This is a genomic window from Micromonospora sp. CA-259024 (assembly GCF_050936255.1).
Lineage (GTDB): Bacteria > Actinomycetota > Actinomycetes > Mycobacteriales > Micromonosporaceae > Micromonospora.
Genome location: NZ_JBNJND010000002.1, coordinates 23,980 through 39,041, shown reverse-complemented (window position 1 = coordinate 39,041; position 15,062 = coordinate 23,980). Strand labels below are relative to the sequence as shown.

General features: G+C 72.6%; 13 protein-coding genes and 1 pseudogene. 11 read left to right on the top strand and 3 right to left on the bottom strand.

Annotated features, from left to right (window positions below; all coding sequences use genetic code 11):
* Positions 1–28: 28 nt before the first annotated feature.
* Positions 29–595, top strand: coding sequence for a DinB family protein (locus ACQEUX_RS19440; RefSeq protein ID WP_433050147.1), 567 nt, complete (start codon positions 29–31; stop codon positions 593–595).
* A gap of 15 nt (positions 596–610) precedes the next feature.
* Entirely contained in the window at positions 611–1,159 is a 549-nt protein-coding gene (locus ACQEUX_RS19435) for a hypothetical protein (RefSeq protein ID WP_433050144.1), read from the top strand.
* 87 nt (positions 1,160–1,246) lie between these two features.
* Here ACQEUX_RS19435 and ACQEUX_RS19430 read toward each other — a convergent pair whose 3' ends face one another.
* A complete protein-coding gene (locus ACQEUX_RS19430) occupies positions 1,247–1,990 on the bottom strand; it encodes an SDR family NAD(P)-dependent oxidoreductase (RefSeq protein ID WP_433050141.1) in 744 nt (247 codons plus the stop codon).
* Positions 1,991–2,162: 172 nt separating this feature from the next.
* On the opposite strand from ACQEUX_RS19430, the gene ACQEUX_RS19425 reads away from it, so the two are divergent.
* The 3 genes and pseudogenes from ACQEUX_RS19425 (at position 2,163) to ACQEUX_RS19415 (ending at position 4,328) form a co-directional block, all read left to right on the top strand.
* The gene (locus ACQEUX_RS19425) at positions 2,163–2,792 is read left to right on the top strand and encodes an HAD-IA family hydrolase (protein WP_433050138.1); all 630 of its coding nucleotides are present in this window, start codon (positions 2,163–2,165) and stop codon (positions 2,790–2,792) included.
* Positions 2,789–3,028 (top strand): annotated as a pseudogene (locus tag ACQEUX_RS19420) (GNAT family N-acetyltransferase); the annotation flags it as partial. The gene ACQEUX_RS19425 and the pseudogene ACQEUX_RS19420, both read left to right, overlap by 4 nt.
* A gap of 157 nt (positions 3,029–3,185) precedes the next feature.
* Entirely contained in the window at positions 3,186–4,328 is a 1,143-nt protein-coding gene (locus tag ACQEUX_RS19415) for a polysaccharide pyruvyl transferase family protein (protein WP_433050135.1), read from the top strand.
* A gap of 8 nt (positions 4,329–4,336) precedes the next feature.
* Here the strand turns inward: ACQEUX_RS19415 and ACQEUX_RS19410 are convergent, their stop codons facing one another.
* Positions 4,337–4,543: a hypothetical protein gene (locus tag ACQEUX_RS19410; protein ID WP_433050132.1), complete on the bottom strand. Its 207-nt coding sequence runs from the start codon at positions 4,541–4,543 to the stop codon at positions 4,337–4,339.
* Between the two features lie 82 nt (positions 4,544–4,625).
* Between ACQEUX_RS19410 and ACQEUX_RS19405 the strand changes: the two genes are divergently transcribed.
* The 3 genes from ACQEUX_RS19405 to ACQEUX_RS19395 all read left to right on the top strand — a co-directional run bounded on the left by ACQEUX_RS19405 (position 4,626) and on the right by ACQEUX_RS19395 (position 9,462).
* Entirely contained in the window at positions 4,626–5,144 is a 519-nt protein-coding gene (locus ACQEUX_RS19405; protein ID WP_433050129.1) for a DinB family protein, read from the top strand.
* Positions 5,145–5,326: 182 nt separating this feature from the next.
* Positions 5,327–8,533 carry an SNF2-related protein gene (locus ACQEUX_RS19400; RefSeq protein WP_433050126.1) on the top strand — a complete coding sequence of 1,069 codons (3,207 nt, stop codon included), beginning with the start codon at positions 5,327–5,329 and terminating at the stop codon, positions 8,531–8,533.
* Positions 8,533–9,462 (top strand): SWIM zinc finger family protein, encoded by a 930-nt coding sequence (locus tag ACQEUX_RS19395; RefSeq protein WP_433050123.1) that lies wholly within the window; start codon positions 8,533–8,535, stop codon positions 9,460–9,462. Before ACQEUX_RS19400 ends, ACQEUX_RS19395 begins: the two co-directional genes overlap by 1 nt.
* 4 nt (positions 9,463–9,466) lie before the next feature.
* Here the strand turns inward: ACQEUX_RS19395 and ACQEUX_RS19390 are convergent, their stop codons facing one another.
* A complete protein-coding gene (locus ACQEUX_RS19390; RefSeq protein WP_110565672.1) occupies positions 9,467–9,724 on the bottom strand; it encodes a DUF3040 domain-containing protein in 258 nt (85 codons plus the stop codon).
* Between the two features lie 432 nt (positions 9,725–10,156).
* On the opposite strand from ACQEUX_RS19390, the gene ACQEUX_RS19385 reads away from it, so the two are divergent.
* The 3 genes from ACQEUX_RS19385 to ACQEUX_RS19375 are packed head-to-tail and all read left to right on the top strand — an operon-like array spanning position 10,157 to position 15,062.
* Positions 10,157–12,256, top strand: coding sequence for a DUF1800 domain-containing protein (locus tag ACQEUX_RS19385; RefSeq protein ID WP_433050119.1), 2,100 nt, complete (start codon positions 10,157–10,159; stop codon positions 12,254–12,256).
* An 8-nt stretch (positions 12,257–12,264) separates the two neighbouring features.
* The gene (locus ACQEUX_RS19380) at positions 12,265–13,647 is read left to right on the top strand and encodes a DUF1501 domain-containing protein (RefSeq protein ID WP_433050116.1); all 1,383 of its coding nucleotides are present in this window, start codon (positions 12,265–12,267) and stop codon (positions 13,645–13,647) included.
* Positions 13,644–15,062 carry a ferredoxin reductase family protein gene (locus tag ACQEUX_RS19375; RefSeq protein ID WP_433050113.1) on the top strand — a complete coding sequence of 473 codons (1,419 nt, stop codon included), beginning with the start codon at positions 13,644–13,646 and terminating at the stop codon, positions 15,060–15,062. Before ACQEUX_RS19380 ends, ACQEUX_RS19375 begins: the two co-directional genes overlap by 4 nt.

Sequence of the window (15,062 nt, the reverse complement as noted above, 5' to 3'; positions counted from 1 at the left end):
CTTGGCCGGCCCGTTAGCCTCGATCACCATGACCAACGCGGACGAGGCCGGTCACTCCGAGCCGCCGATCGCGGGTGACGAGACCGCCACCCTGCTGGGCTCCCTGGACCGTCAGCGCGCAACACTGGCCTGGAAGACCGGTGGGCTCGACGCCGCCGGCCTGCGGGCGACGCTCGGCCCGTCGTCGATCACCCTGGGCGGGCTGCTCAAGCACCTCGCCTTCGTCGAGGACTTCTACTTCTCGCTGAAGCTGAACGGGTGCTCGCCCGGACCACCGTGGGAGACGGTCGACTGGGACGCGAATCCCGGTTGGGACTGGCAATCTGCTGCCGAGGACACCCCGGAGCAGCTCTACTCGCTCTGGCGGGAGGCGGTCGCCCGCTCCCGCGCCACGGTGGCCGAACTGCTGACCGACGCCGGGCCGGAGCAACTGGCCCGGGGCGAGTGGCCGGACGGCCAGGTGCCGAGCCTGCGCCGGATCCTCATCGACCTGATCGAGGAGTACGCCCGGCACGTTGGTCACGCCGACCTGATCCGGGAGTCGGTGGACGGGCTCACCGGCGAGGACCCGCCCCGTGGGCGGACCGACCGGTGACGCCATGATGGGCGGATGCAGGACACCGTCGCCGTCGCGCTGATCACCGCACTGTCCACGCTGGCCGCCGCCGCCCTGACCGGGCTGGTCGGCGCGCTCAGCACGCGTCGCCAACTGGCCCACCAGCTCACCGTCGCACAGCAGGGGAGCGCCGAGCGGCAGGCGACGCGCCGGGCGGAGCTGCGACGAGACGCGTACGTCGGGTTCCTGAGCGCCTGCGACCAGGCGTACCGGCAGTTGGACCGGCGGTGGCTCGAACCCGGCGGCGGTGAACCTGTGCCCGGCTACGACGAGGCGTACGCGGCGATGCGCGCCGTGGACGAGGCGTACAACCTGGTGTTGTTGGAGGGCCCGGCGGAGGTCGTGTCGGCCGCACGGTCGGTGCTGACCAGCCTCACCGCGGAGCACGCCGACCAGCGCCGGTTCCGCGACGAGCCGGGCGACGTGACAGCACCGCTGCGCGACCGGCACCGGGACCGCTGGCTCGCCGCGATCGAGGTACGCACGAAGCGCCGGATCTCGTTCGTCGACGCGGTGCGCCCGGTGTTGGATCGGGAGGTGTGACGCCGATGCGCGGGGCCGTCCGCGAGCATCCGGCAGACGGTTGAGGCCGGGCGGCGCCGAAGGGTATGGCGACGCCGCCCGGGTTCCTCAGCTGGTGAACCCGCCGTCCACGTTGATCACCGCGCCGGTCACGTACCCGGCTTCCGGGCTGGCCAGATGCGCGACGGTGGCCGCGATGTCGGCGGCGCGGGCGTAGTGGCCGACGGCGGTGAATCCGCTGATGGCCGCCGCGTTCGGCCCGTCCGCCGGGTTGGCGTCGGTGTCCGTGGGGCCGGGGTTGACCAGGTTGACGGTGATGGCCCGCGGGCCCAGCTCGCGGGCCAGGCCCCGGGTCAGCCCGACCAGAGCGGTCTTGCTCATCGAGTAGAGCGTCAGCCCCGGAAAGACCGCCCGCTCACCGACGTTGCTGCCGATGCTGATGATCCGCCCGCCATCGCCCAGGTGCCGCAGCGCCGCCCGCACGGCGACGTACGGCGCCCGGACGTTCACCGCGATCGTCTGCTCCACCTCCGCCATGCCGAGCTCCTCCATGGAGCCGACCAGGAACACCGCGGCATTGTTCACCAGGATGTCCAGCCGACCCAGCTCGGCGGCCGCCCGGTCGACCGCGCCCCGTACGGCCCTCGGGTCCGCACCGTCCGCCTGGATTGCCAGCGCTCTGCGGCCCAGCGCCTCGATCTGCTTCACCACGATCGCTGCCCGCTCCGTGTCCTGCCGGTAGGTCAGCGCCACGTCGGCCCCGTCCTGAGCCAGGCGCAGGGCGATGCCGGCCCCGATACCGCGGGAACCCCCGGTCACCAGGGCGACCTTGTCGTTGAGTGTCGTCGTCATGCAAACGATCATGTGCCGAGCCGACCTCCCCGTCTGGCGGCTATCGGACCCCTCGCTCCCATCCCCAGGTCCGATACCCGCGATCATCGACGACCCGCGCACCCGCGCGGATCATGGAGGTCGGGCAGGATGGCCCTGTCCTGCTGACGCGAGCGATTCGGGGAGCGTGGTCGTGGATCTGTCAGGTATCGACGCGGTGCTGTTCGACATGGATGGCACCCTGGTCGACTCCGACGCCGCCGTCGAGCGGGCCTGGGAGCGGTGGGCCGTCGAGTACGCCGTCGACCCTGCCGCGGCGCTGGCGATCGCGCACGGCAGCCCGGCCGACCGGACCATTCGCCGGCTGCTGCCCGGGCTCGACGACACCACGGTCGCCGTCGCCGCGGCACGGCAGCTCGCGTTGCAGTACGACGACCTGTCCGACGTGACGGCCACCCCCGGGGCGTACGAACTCCTGAGCGCGCTGGCCGGGCGGGGTCTGCCCTGGGCGGTGGTGACCAGCGCCGACGCCCGGCTGGCCGAGGTTCGGCTCAGGGCCGCCGGCATCGTTGCGCCCGTCCTGGTCACGGTGGAGGACGTGCGCGTCGGCAAGCCGGACCCGGAGGGCTACCTGCGAGCTGCCGCGCTGCTGAACGTGCCCGTGGCGCGATGTCTGGTCGTCGAGGACGCCGAGGTCGGGCTGCGGGCCGGGCGCGCGGCCGGCGCGATGACCGCCGCACTGAAGGGGCTCGACGGCGATCTGCGCCTCGACGACCTGGCGCGGTTGGCGTACCTGCTGGAGTCGGCGCCGGCGGCACGCTGACCCGGGCGGGCAACTGGCTGGCTCGCTGCCGGCCCGACGACACCGAGGTCGGCTGGATCTGGGTGACCCTGCCGGAGACGGGCGGCTCACAACGCGCCTGGATCCAGAACATCGAGGTGCACCCGGCGCATCGGGGACGAGGTCACGCACACCGGATGATCCAGCTCAGGGTGCCCGAGCTGGGTCTGAACGTCTTCGGCACGAACATCGTGGCGATCGGGCTCTACCGGAGTCTGGGCTTCGAGGTCACCGCACAGCAGATGGCGAAGCGGATCGACCCGGCGGGTCGAGCCGTCGGCGTGGCCGGGAACGACCCAGGGCGGTCTCCCCGGCAGGACTGTTCACCTGCCCAGCGGGAAACCGGCGCGGACCGCACCCGGGGAGGAGCGACGGATGACGCACGGCGCCGGACTGACCATCGGTGTGCTCGGTTCGTACGGTGGGCGAAACCTCGGCGACGAGGCGATCCTCACCGGTCTGCTGACCGATCTGCGAACGCAGGAACCGAACGCTCGCATCATTGTCTTCTCCCGCAACCCGGAGCACACCCGGGCCGCCCACCCGGATGTCGAGGCGGTGCCCTGGGAGGGCGTCAGCCGCACCGACTCCGCCCTGGTCCTGGCCCAGCTCGACCTGCTCATCCTGGGCGGCGGCGGGATCCTCTACGACCGGGAGGCCCGCCGCTACCTTCGGGTGGTCCGGGTCGCCCAGGAGCGTGGCCTGCCGCTGATCACGTACGCGGTGGGGGTCGGGCCGCTCAGCGACGCGGTGGACACCGGCATGGTCCGGGAGACGCTCGCCGGCGCGACCCAGGTGACCGTGCGGGACCAGGAGTCCCGGATGGTGCTGGAGGAGGCCGGCCTGCTCAACCCGATCACGGTCACCGCGGACCCGGCGTTCCTTCTCCAGCCGGAGGAGTTCCCGGCCCACCTCCTCGCCGAGGAGGGTGTGCCGATCGGTAAGCGGCTGGTCGGGATCAGCGTGCGGGAGCCCGGACGGGCCGCCGAACGGCTCGACGTGGACGGTTACCACCGGCTGCTGGCCCAGATCGGTGACTTCCTGGTGCACCGGATCGACGCGTACGTGCTGTTCGTGCCGATGGAACGCGACGACATCCGGCACGCCCACGGGGTGCTGTCACACATGGTCGCCGCCGAGCGGGGCCGAATCCTGCACGGCACCTACTCGCCGCAGCAGGTGCTCGGGTTGATGCGCCACTTCGACCTGGCCGTCGGCATGCGCCTGCATTTCCTGATCTTCGCGGCGATGGTCGGCACACCGTTCCTGCCCCTGCCGTACGCCGGCAAGGTCTTCGACCTGGCGCAACGGCTCGGCGTGCCGGCGCTACGCGGCGTGGAGCGGGAGGTCGAGGGGCCGCTGCTGGCCGAGGTCGACCGGTTGTGGGACGAGCGGGAACAACGCGCCGAGGCCACCGCCCGCCGGGTGGCGGAAGTGTGCGAGCAGGCCCGGGGCACCTCGGAGGTCACCCGGGGCGTGCTGGAGAGCCTGCGCAGCCATGCCCTCACCCGGGTCTGAGTCGGCGTTCACACCGCCGGGCCGGTCCACCGGTAGCGCCACTCGCGGGCCTCTTCGCGGGCGGTCTCCAACTCGTAGATCTGCGCCTCGGCCAGCCCACCCGGGCCGAGGTGATGGTGGGTCAGCGGTGGACGACCATTGCTGTCCAGTTCGACGGTGATGGTCTGCCCGTCCGCCGTGCCACCGACGAGCAGGATCTGCACGGATGAGGCCATGCGCCCATCCTGCCCGTCGTGCCGCCCGCCCGCAGCGGATAGCGGGGCAGCGAGGGCCCCGGTCCGTCGCTAGGGTCGGCGGATGGAGCAGACGATCGATCCGGCGCTCGGCCCGGTGCTCGCCCGCACCGGCGACGAGCGCGCCGTCCTCGACTCTTTCCTCGACTTCCACCGTGCCGTGCTGCTGCGCAAGCTGCACGGCCTGACCGACGCCGACGCGCGCCGCCGGATCGTGCCGTCGGCGACCACGCTCGCCGGGCTGGTCAAGCACCTGACCCTGGTCGAGCGGAACTGGTTTCCGACCCTGCTGGCCCCCCAGCCCGGAGACGTCTACCTGACCTCGGAGGAGGACGCGGTGGACAGCTTCGCCGTCGGCGAACACGACACCGTGGCCGGGCTCGTCGAGGCGTACGAGCGGGCCTGCGCCCGGTCCCGGGAGGTCGCGGCGCGCTTCGACCTCGACCACGTGGTGCCGCACCCGCAACTCGGCGAGGTGTCGCTGCGCTGGATCCTGGTGCACCTGATCGAGGAGACGGCCCGGCACGCCGGTCACGCCGACATCCTGCGTGAGCTGACCGACGGCACCACCGGCGCGGTCTGACCCCAGGCCGGTGGCGGGGCCGGGCATCCCACGCGATCTTGCGCTTCCTGTCCCGACATAGGGCGGATTTTCCGGCAAATCGGCGACCAGAAGTGCAAGATCGCGGCGTCACCCCGTCACCGAGCGCCTCTGCCGTCCGGGGGCCGCCTATTCTGGGCGCGGGCGGCTACGAGGGGGAGTACGTGCTGGTCATCCACGGGCTGTGGAAGCCCTGCGACGGCTCGGCCGCCGGTCTCGCCCTCTGGGCCGAGGACAGCGCCGCGCCACCCCCGCAGGCCCGTCCCGGCCGGCCGCCCCGGGAGCGCCCGCACCCCTTCGCTGCCGGGCACGCCGACCTGGTCGCCGTCCTCGCCGACGCCGCCGAGCCGGCCCGCCCGGACACCGCGCTCCTCACCCTGCCCACCCGGGCGGGCGCGCCGACCGACTCACCCGAGCTGATCCGGACCACCGTCGCACCCCCCGCCCGCGGCCAGCTCACCCTGGCCGGGTGGCGGGTCCCCGTGCTGGTGTACGCCCCGGACGACGCGCTGTCGCTGCTGCGCGCGCTGGGCGAACTCCCGGCGGTGCCCGGGGCCACCCTGCGGCACCTCGCCGAGCTGGCCGACTTCGCCGCCGATCTGGTGACCCGTGGCCGCGTACTCCCCGGGGTCAGTACGACGGCGGGTTCCCGGATGCCCGGCGCCGCCGCGACGGCGAAGGCTGGAGCTGGCGTGCAGGTGCCAGCGCGGGCGGTCTGGCGTCCGTTGCTGACCGGCACCGACGCCGGCTGGGCGCGGTCGCTGGCGCTGGCTCTGCCACCAGCCGCCCGAGCCGCCGTCGTCGTGCCGGCTGCCGCCGCTGCTGTGCGGCGCGCCCCGACCACCGCCCCGAGCGGCACCGAGCTGACTGCCGCCGAGCTGGTCACGGATGCGCTCGACGCGTTGACCGACGCGGCCGCGCGGGCTGCTCTGGCGACCACCACCCTGGCCCGGGGGCTGCGACCGGGCGGCCCGGCGCCGGCCTGGTTGGCCGCGCTCGCCGGCCCCCGGCGTGACTTCACCGTCGACCCGGCGGCGCTGGACACCCTCCGGGCCGAGCTGGACCTCTGGCAGCGCGACGCTGCCGGTGGCCCGGTGCGGGCCAGTTTCCGGCTGGTGGAACCGGCCCCCGACGAGGTCACCGAACCGATCCTGGCCACCCGCCCGGTGTCGGCCGACATCGTGCCGCCGCCGGTTGAGCCGCCCGCCGGCGGGCGCTGGCGGCTGGAGTTCGGGTTGCAGGCGGCCGACGAGCCCGGCCTGCACGTCGACGCCGGGCAGGTCTGGCAGGCGCCGCAGACGCTCGGTGGCCTCGCCGGCCGTACGGCCAACCCGCAGGAGACGCTGCTCGCCGAGCTGGGGCGGGCCAGCCGGCTCTGGCCGGACCTGGACGCCGCGCTGCGCACCGCCGCCCCCGAGGCGATGGAGCTCGACGTCGAGGGAGCCCACCGGTTCCTCAGCGAGGGTGCCCCGGTGTTGCACGCGGCCGGTTTCGGGGTGCTGCTGCCGTCCTGGTGGCAGCGCCCGTCGGCGCGGCTCGGCGCCCGGTTGCGTGCCCGCAGCCGCACCGCGCCCGGCACGGTGGGCGGCGCCGACGCCGGTGTCGGTCTGGACGCCCTGGTCGACTACCGCTGGGAGATCGCACTCGGTGACCAGCCGCTCTCCGCCGAGGAGTTGGCGGCGCTGGCCGAGACGAAGACACCGCTGGTGCGGTTGCGCGGCCGGTGGGTGGAGCTGGACCCGGCGCGGCTCGCCGCCGGACTGCGCCTGCTCCGCTCTGCCGGCGAGCTGACCGTCGCCGACCTGCTCCGCCTCGGGCTGGCCGACGGCGAGGCCACCGGGGCGCTACCGGTGCTGGAGGTGACCGCCGACGGGGCACTGGGCGACCTGCTCGCCGGGGCGGTCGAGCGACGGCTCACCCCACTGGATCCGCCGCCCGGCTTCCAGGGGACGCTGCGGCCGTACCAGCGGCGCGGGCTGGCCTGGCTGGCCTTCCTGCGCTCGCTCGGCCTGGGCGGCGTGCTCGCCGACGACATGGGGCTGGGCAAGACCGTGCAACTACTCGCGCTGCTCGCCGGGGACCCGCCGGAGGCCGGACCGACCCTGCTGGTCTGTCCGATGTCACTAGTCGGCAACTGGCAGCGGGAGGCGGCGCGCTTCACCCCGGGGCTGCGTGTGCACGTACACCATGGGGCGGAGCGGGCCCGGGGGGCGGAGTTCACGACGGCCGCGCATGACGCGGACCTGGTCCTCACCACCTACTCGGTGGCCGCCCGCGACGCCGTCGACCTGGCCGGCATCGACTGGCACCGGGTGGTGGTGGACGAGGCGCAGGCGATCAAGAACGCGTCGACCCGGCAGGCCGAGGCGGTCCGCGCGCTGCCCGCCCGGCAGAGGGTGGCGGTGACCGGTACGCCGGTGGAGAACCGGCTCGCCGACCTCTGGTCGATCATGCAGTTCGCCAATCCGGGCCTGCTCGGACCGGCCGCGACGTTCCGCAAGCGGTTCGCCGAGCCGATCGAGCGGCACGGCGACGCCGAGGCCGCCGAGCGGTTACGCCGCATCACCGGCCCGTTCGTTCTGCGCCGGCTCAAGACCGACTCGTCGATCATCTCCGACCTGCCGGAGAAGTTGGAGATGGAGGTGCTCTGCAACCTCACCGCCGAGCAGGCCGCCCTCTACCGGGTCGTGGTCGACGACATGCTCACCCGGATCGAGACCAGCGAGGGCATCGAGCGACGCGGTCTGGTGCTGGCCACCATGACCCGGCTCAAGCAGGTCTGCAACCACCCTGCTCAGCTGCTGCGTGACGGCTCGCCGCTGGAGGGCCGCTCCGGCAAGCTGGCCCGGCTGACCGAGATCGTGGAGGAGGTGCTGGCGGCGGGGGAGCGGGCGCTGCTGTTCACGCAGTACGCCGAGTTCGGTGCGATGCTGCGGGGTCACCTGTCCGCGCGGTTCGGCCGGGAGGTGCTGTTCCTGCACGGTGGGCTCGGCAAGGCCGAGCGGGACGCCATGGTGCAGCGCTTCCAGTCGGCGGACGGCCCGCCGCTGTTCGTCCTCTCTCTCAAGGCCGGTGGCACCGGGCTCACCCTGACCGCCGCCAATCACGTGGTGCACGTGGACCGGTGGTGGAACCCGGCGGTGGAGGACCAGGCCACCGACCGGGCGTTCCGGATCGGGCAGCGCCGGCGGGTGCAGGTCCGCAAGTTCGTCTGCGCCGGCACCGTGGAGGAGAAGGTGGCCGCGTTGATCGCCGACAAGCGCAGCCTCGCCGAGCGGGTGGTCGGCACCGGCGAGCAGTGGATCACCGAGCTGTCCACCGGCCAGTTGCGTGAGCTGTTCGCCCTGGAAGCCGGGGCGGTGGTCGAGTAGTGAGCGAGCGGAGCGATGGCGTGAGCACCGACCGGTTCGCCGACTACGGGCGCCCCCGCCGGGTCGACGGGGGTCTGCGGGCGCGCAGCGCCCGGGGCGCGATCGGCCGCTCCTGGTGGTCCCGGCGTTTCCTGGAGGTGCTGGAGTCGTTCGCGCTCGGCACCCGGCTGACCCGGGGCCGGTCGTACGCGCGCGCCGGTCAGGTACTCACGCTCGACATCGCACCCGGGCGGGTCAGTGCTGTGGTGCAGGGCTCCCGGCCCCAGCCGTACCAGGTGTCCATCGCGCTGAAGCCGTTTCCGGCTGCGCTCTGGTCCCGCATCGAGGCGGAGCTGGCCGGGCAGGCGTTCTTCAGCGCCCGGCTGCTCGCCGGGGACCTCCCCGACGAGCTGGAGGAGCTGTTCGTCGCCGCCGGCGCGCCGCTCTTCCCGGCCGGCGTGGACGAGCTGACCCAGCGGTGCAACTGCCCCGACTTCGCGGTGCCGTGCAAGCACCTCGCGGCGACGTTCTACCTGCTGGCCGAGGCGTTCGACGCGGACCCGTTCGAGCTGCTGCACTGGCGCGGCCGGTCCCGCGCGGAGCTGCTCGATGAGCTCCGCGCCCGGCGGGCCGAGGCCACCGGGGCCACCCCGTCGACCGAACCGGTCGATGCACCGTCCGAATCGGACGGCGACGGGTCGGCCGTGGACGTCGCGGCGCCGGTCGGCGCGGCCCGTGCGCTGGCCGGCCTGTCGGCGACCCCACTGGCGGAGGCGGCGGACCGGTTCTGGTTGCCACCGGTGCCGCTACCTGACCGGCCGCCCCGACTGGTGACCGGCCCCGACCTGTTGCTGCGCCAGCTCGGAGCGCCCGCCCCGGCCATCGGTGGGCCGGGACTGCTCGAACGGCTGCGCCGTGCGTACCGGGCCTTCGGCCCGGCGGACCGGTGAGCCGTCACGTCCAGCGGCGGCGGAACCGCCACATGATCGCGGCGTTGGCCACCAGCACCACCGCGCAGATCGCGCCGGTCAGCCGACCGGCGAACACGGCTATCGCCGGCAGCGACGCCCACAGCACGATGGTCAACAACATCAGATAGCGGCCCCTGCGGGCTCGGACCCGATGGTCCAGCCGAGCGAAGAACGCCGGGTCACTCTCCCGGAGCTGACGGGTGATCTGGTCGAACCTGCGCTGATCCTCTTTGCTGAGCATGGCGCTGCCTTCCCCTCACGCGTTCAGCGGTTCGGCGGCATACCCGCTGGGGTGGCGGCTCACGCTCGCCCGTTGCTCCTACTTTCCTCCGCGCGAGGACGTCTCATGTCCGGCTTACCCGAGCCTTAAGTTTGCCTGTGGTGGTGAACGGCGCGGAAAGTGTCGCGTAGGACGGCGTGGTCCGTTCCGTGCCCGGCTGCCGCCCCGTACGCCCTGCTGGGAAGGTCCGCGTGCGTGCCCGGCCCGCCGCCCGCCGCCGACGGCGCGCTGAGCGGTGTCTTAAGTGCCCTCACAAGGGCGTTCAGCGCCACCTTGAAGGCCCCTGGGGCCTTGGCTACCTTGCCGTAGCAACCCCCTCAGGCAACAGTCGCCGCACCTGCCGCACCTGCCCGGTCGCAGCTTCCGGCGCTCAGCAGAAATCGGGATTGGTACATGGCCGACCAGAATGTGCCACCACGCCGACCGCGGGACGACCGCGGTTGGGACGGACTCCAGCACCACAGCGCGGACGGTTACGGCGACCCCAACGGGGCGGCGCCCTACGGGTACGACTCGCCCAACCCCTACCAGGGCGGCTACCCGGCGCAGGCCGACCCGCGCGAGCAGTACGGCGACGGTTACGCGCACACCGGGCATCCCGCGCCCGCACCGCGCGGCCCGCAGTGGATCGGCCCGGAGGGTCTCGGCCGTCCGGCCCCGGCGCGGCCCGTCGGCACCGGACTGCCCACCCTGGACGATGACGACGAGCCGGGTCACAAGGTCGGCCGGCGCAAGGCCATGGTGGCCCTCGGTGGCACCGCCGCTATCGTCGCCGGTGGCGCGGCGCTCGCCATGACCCCGCAGTTCCGTGGCCTCTTCGGTGACGAGGCGGTAGCTGGCGACGCGACCGGCAGCACGGTGACCGACGGCACCGCGGCGCGGCCCAGTGGCCAGCAGCCCAGCACGGTGCGCACCTACACCGAGCAGAACGAGAGCTACATGGGCTCCCGGGCCGGTGAGGCGCTGAAGAAGAACGCACCGTCCGGTGGACGGACCTTCCCGGGCCCGGCCGCCGCCGCGGCGGCGACCCCGGTGACCGTGAAGACGGTGCTGGCCAAGGACCCGATCCTGCACCTGGCCCGGCGGACCACCTTCGGGGCGACGCCGGCGGTGATCGCCGACATCAAGAAGCAGGGCATCGACGCCTGGGTCCGCGCCCAACTGGACCCGGACAAGATCGAGCCGAGCAGGGCCGAGTTGAAGCTCGCCGAGCTGCCCACCCAGAAGCTCACCGTGCAGCAGCTGCGCGACCAGCGGGACAAGCTCAACGACCAGGGCGCCCAGCCGGAGCGGGAGATGGTCGACGCCACCATCGCCCGGCAGATCTGGTCCAAGCGCCAGCTGTTCGAGGTGATGGTCGACTTCTGGAACGACTTCCTGCACGTCGCCGCCGACTTCGACGGCGGCGAGGTGTACCGCAGCTCGTTCGACCAGGACGTCATCCGCAAGCACGCGATGGGCAGCTACCCGGAGATGCTGATCGCTGCGAACAAGCACCCCGCACTGCTGATCTACCTGAACCAGAAGGACTCCCGTAAGGACGCGATCAACGAGAACCTCGCCCGGGAGAACCTCGAGCTCTACTCGGTCGGCGTCGACGGCGGCTACAAGGAGCCGGACGTGCGCCAGGCAGCCCTGCTGCAGACCGGCCGCGGCGTCGACGACAAGGGCAGGTACGTCTTCCGGCCGGAGCAGCACTACGTCGGCAAGGTGAAGATCCTCGGCTTCAGCCACGCGAACAACTCGGCGGACCCGAAGAAGGCCGAAGCGGCGATCGACGCGTACATCACCTACATCGCGCTGCACCCGTCGACCGCGAGGTACGTGGCGCAGAGCCTGGCAACCAGGTTCGTCTCGGACACCCCGCCGAAGTCCCTGGTGGACCGGCTGGCCAAGACGTACACCGCCAACCTGGGCATGATCAAGCCGGTGCTGATGACCCTGTTCTGCTCCTCGGAGTTCTGGGCGGCGGTGGGGCAGAAGGTGCGCCGTCCGATGGAGTACCTGGTCGCCACGTACCGCACCCTGGGCGTCTCGCCGGAGGCGTCGCCGAAGCACAACAACGGCGACAACAAGCGCACCCCGTACGCCCGGGGCCTGCGGCAGATCCACGACAAGCTGCGCGAGCTGGGCCACTCTCCGATGGGCCAGCCCACCCCGGACGGCTACCCGGACGTCTACGTCGCCTGGACGTCGGCCGGCACCATGGTCAACGGCTGGAACGAGGCGGGCGAGATCGTCGCCGGCTACCGCACCGCCTTCACGTACACCCCGCCGGAGAAGCTGGTCGCCAAGCCGCCGGCCACCGCCGGGGCGTACGTGGACGCGCTCTCCCTGCGGCTGGTGGGTCAGAAGCTGAGCACGCGGGAGAAGAACCTGATCCTCGGCGTGGCCGGTGTGCCGGCGACCGCCAAGGTCGACGCCACGTTCAACGGGGCCATCACCGCCGTCGCGCGGGCGATCCTCGCGTCCCCCCAGCACCACCTCCGGTGAGGCACCCGATGGAGAAGACTGTGTACAACTCGTTCCCCCTGCACCCCGAATGCCCCGACGTGCGGCGGCTGGCCGACAACCCGGCCGAGGCGCTGCTGCGCGCGGAGGCGGACATCGTCGCCGCCGAGAACGCCGCCGAGTTCGACCGCTACCGCACCCTGGAGAACCTGGAGGAGGCCCAGCAGGACGGTCGAGGAGTCACCCGGCGGACCTTCGTCGCCGGTGCCGCGGCCACCGCCACCGCCCTGGCCACCGCCCAGTTCGTCACCACCTCGGCGTCGTTCGCGGCGACCAAGACCGGCACCCTGATCCACGTCTTCCTCTACGGCGGGCTGGACGGGCTGAGCCTGATCGCGCCGGACAACGACCCGGTGCTCGCCAAGGCCCGCCCCGACCTGCTGCTCGGCAACGACTCGCTGGCGGTGGGCCGCGGCTTCAAGCTGACCAGCGCGTTCAAGCCGCTGGAGAAGTGGCTCACGGCCGGTCAGCTGGGCTTCATCCCGGCGGTGTCGGACGAGCGCCTGTCACGCAGTCACTTCCAGGCCGCGGACGCCTGCAACCTGGGCGGGCTGCCCAACGAGACCGGCGGCCGGGGCTGGCTGGACGGTCTGGTCGACAACCTCGGCAAGGGCACCGCGTTCCGCAGTGTCGGCATCGGCAGCACCCTGCCCCGCTCGCTGGTGGGCAACAACGGCGCGTTGTCGCTGAACAACGTCGGGTCGCTGCGGCTCAACGGCGACGAGCGGTTCCGGGCCGCCACCGAGAAGGCCATCAAGGGGCTCTTCACCGGGATCAACCACCCGGTCGAGGAGGCCGTGCAGGAGGGCATGGGCGCGTTGGCCACGGCCCAGAAGCTCGCCGCCAAGCCGTACCAGCCCGCCGAGGGTGTCACGTACGAGGGCGTCGGCAACGCGTTCCAGCAACTCGCCCAGCTGATCAAGGGCGGTGCCAACGTCCGGGTCGCCACCGTCGGCATGGGTGGCTACGACACCCACGAGAACCAGGGCACCCGCGAGGGCGGGCAACTGCACCGCCGGTTGAACGAGCTGGCCACCGCGATGGCCGCGTTCTTCACCGACCTCGGCCCGCAGGCCGCCGACGTGACGATCATGGTGTCCAGCGAGTTCGGCCGCCGGGTCGGCTCCAACAGCGGCGGCACCGACCACGGGCACGGCGGGGTGGTCACGCTGCTCTCCGGCAAGAAGCTGGCCGGCTCGCTGCTCGGCACGTGGAACGGCCTGGACAAGCTGGATTCCGGTGACGTGCCGGAGTACAACAACATGTTCAACGTCTACGGCGCGGTGGCGCAGGGCCGGTTCGGGTTGACCAACGCGGAGGTCGACAAGGTCTTCCCCCGCCAGAAGTACGCGCCGATGAAGCTGTACGCGTGACGCACCCGCACACCCACGCCGCCGGCCGTCGTACCGGGACCTCGTCCCGGGACGGCGGCCGGTCGGCTGCGCCCGTACCCCCGCAGGTCCCGGCCCGGCGCGGACCCGGCGGCCGGCGGCTGCTGGCCGTGCTGCTCCTGGTCGGCCTGCTCGCCAGCGTGTTGCCGTGGTGGCTCGGCACCCCCGCCGGCTCGCTGCGCAGCACCGCGGCCACCGTCACCGCGGCGGGGCGGATCACCGGCCTGGTCGCCGGATACCTGCTGCTGGTGCAGGTGCTGATGATGAGCCGGCTGCCGGTCCTGGAGCGGTGGATCGGCGGCGAGCAGATCGCCCGCTGGCACCGCGACATCGGTGCCACCCTGCTGGTCGCCGTGCTGGCGCACATGTCGCTGATCCTCGTCGGCTACGCGGATCTGCGTAACCAGTCGATCCTCGCCGAGGTCGGCACGCTGCTCGGCGACTACGAGGACATGCTCGAGGCGTTCGTCGCCACCGGCATCATGATGCTGGTCGGGTTCAGCAGCGTCCGGGCGATCCGGCGGGCGCTGCCCTACGAGCTGTGGCACCTGCTGCACCGGTCCAGCTACCTGATCCTGCTGCTCGGCTACGGCCACCAGTTCACCCACGGTGCGCAGCTGTACAGGGCCGGTCCGGTACGCACCGGCTGGATCGCGCTGTACCTGCTGGTGGTCGCCGCGCTGCTCTGGGGCCGGGTGATCACGCCGCTGGTGTTCAACCTGCGGTACCGGCTGCGGGTCGCCGACGTGGTCGCCGAGAGCCCGGACACCATCTCCATCTACCTCACCGGCGAGCGGCTCGGCCGGCTGGCGATGCTCGGTGGCCAGTACTTCCGCTGGCGCTTCCTCACCCGGGGTTGCTGGTGGCAGTCGCACCCGTTCTCCGTCTCCGCCGCCGCGAACGGCCGCTGGCTGCGGCTCACCGTCAAGGTCGTCGGCGCGCACACCGCTGACCTGCGCGACCTGGACCCGGGCACCCGGGTCTGGGCTCAGGGCCCGTCGGGCACCTTCACGGCCGCGCACCGGGTCCGTGAGCGGGCCCTGCTGATCGCCGGGGGCAGCGGCATCACGGCGATCCGGGCCATGCTGGAGGAGTTGCCGCCGGGCGCCGCCCTGATCTACCGGGCCCGTACCCCGGCCGACGTGCTGCTCAGCCGTGAGCTGGACTGGCTGGCGCAGGAGCGCGACACCTCCGTCTGGTACGTCATCGGCTCCCGCGACGACCCCGGCCCCCGCCAGCTGATCAGCCCGGACGGGTTGCGCCAACTGGTGCCCGACGTGGCCCGGCGCGACGTCTACCTGTGCGGGCCGCCCGGGCTGGTGGAACAGTCGGTGCGTGCGCTGCGCCGGGCCGGTGTGCCCCGCCGGCAGATCCACCTGGCCACGTTCGAGCTGTAG

Excerpts from the sequence above, each read along its gene's own strand:
- ACQEUX_RS19390 (WP_110565672.1), bottom strand. The coding sequence starts at position 9,724 with ATGCTCAGCAAAGAGGATCAGCGCAGGTTCGACCAGATCACCCGTCAG.
- ACQEUX_RS19410 (WP_433050132.1), bottom strand. The coding sequence starts at position 4,543 with ATGGCCTCATCCGTGCAGATCCTGCTCGTCGGTGGCACGGCGGACGGG.
- ACQEUX_RS19415 (WP_433050135.1), top strand. The coding sequence starts at position 3,186 with ATGACGCACGGCGCCGGACTGACCATCGGTGTGCTCGGTTCGTACGGT.
- ACQEUX_RS19385 (WP_433050119.1), top strand. The coding sequence starts at position 10,157 with ATGGCCGACCAGAATGTGCCACCACGCCGACCGCGGGACGACCGCGGT.
- ACQEUX_RS19430 (WP_433050141.1), bottom strand. The coding sequence starts at position 1,990 with ATGACGACGACACTCAACGACAAGGTCGCCCTGGTGACCGGGGGTTCC.
- ACQEUX_RS19380 (WP_433050116.1), top strand. The coding sequence starts at position 12,265 with ATGGAGAAGACTGTGTACAACTCGTTCCCCCTGCACCCCGAATGCCCC.
- ACQEUX_RS19440 (WP_433050147.1), top strand. The coding sequence starts at position 29 with ATGACCAACGCGGACGAGGCCGGTCACTCCGAGCCGCCGATCGCGGGT.
- ACQEUX_RS19435 (WP_433050144.1), top strand. The coding sequence starts at position 611 with ATGCAGGACACCGTCGCCGTCGCGCTGATCACCGCACTGTCCACGCTG.
- ACQEUX_RS19405 (WP_433050129.1), top strand. The coding sequence starts at position 4,626 with ATGGAGCAGACGATCGATCCGGCGCTCGGCCCGGTGCTCGCCCGCACC.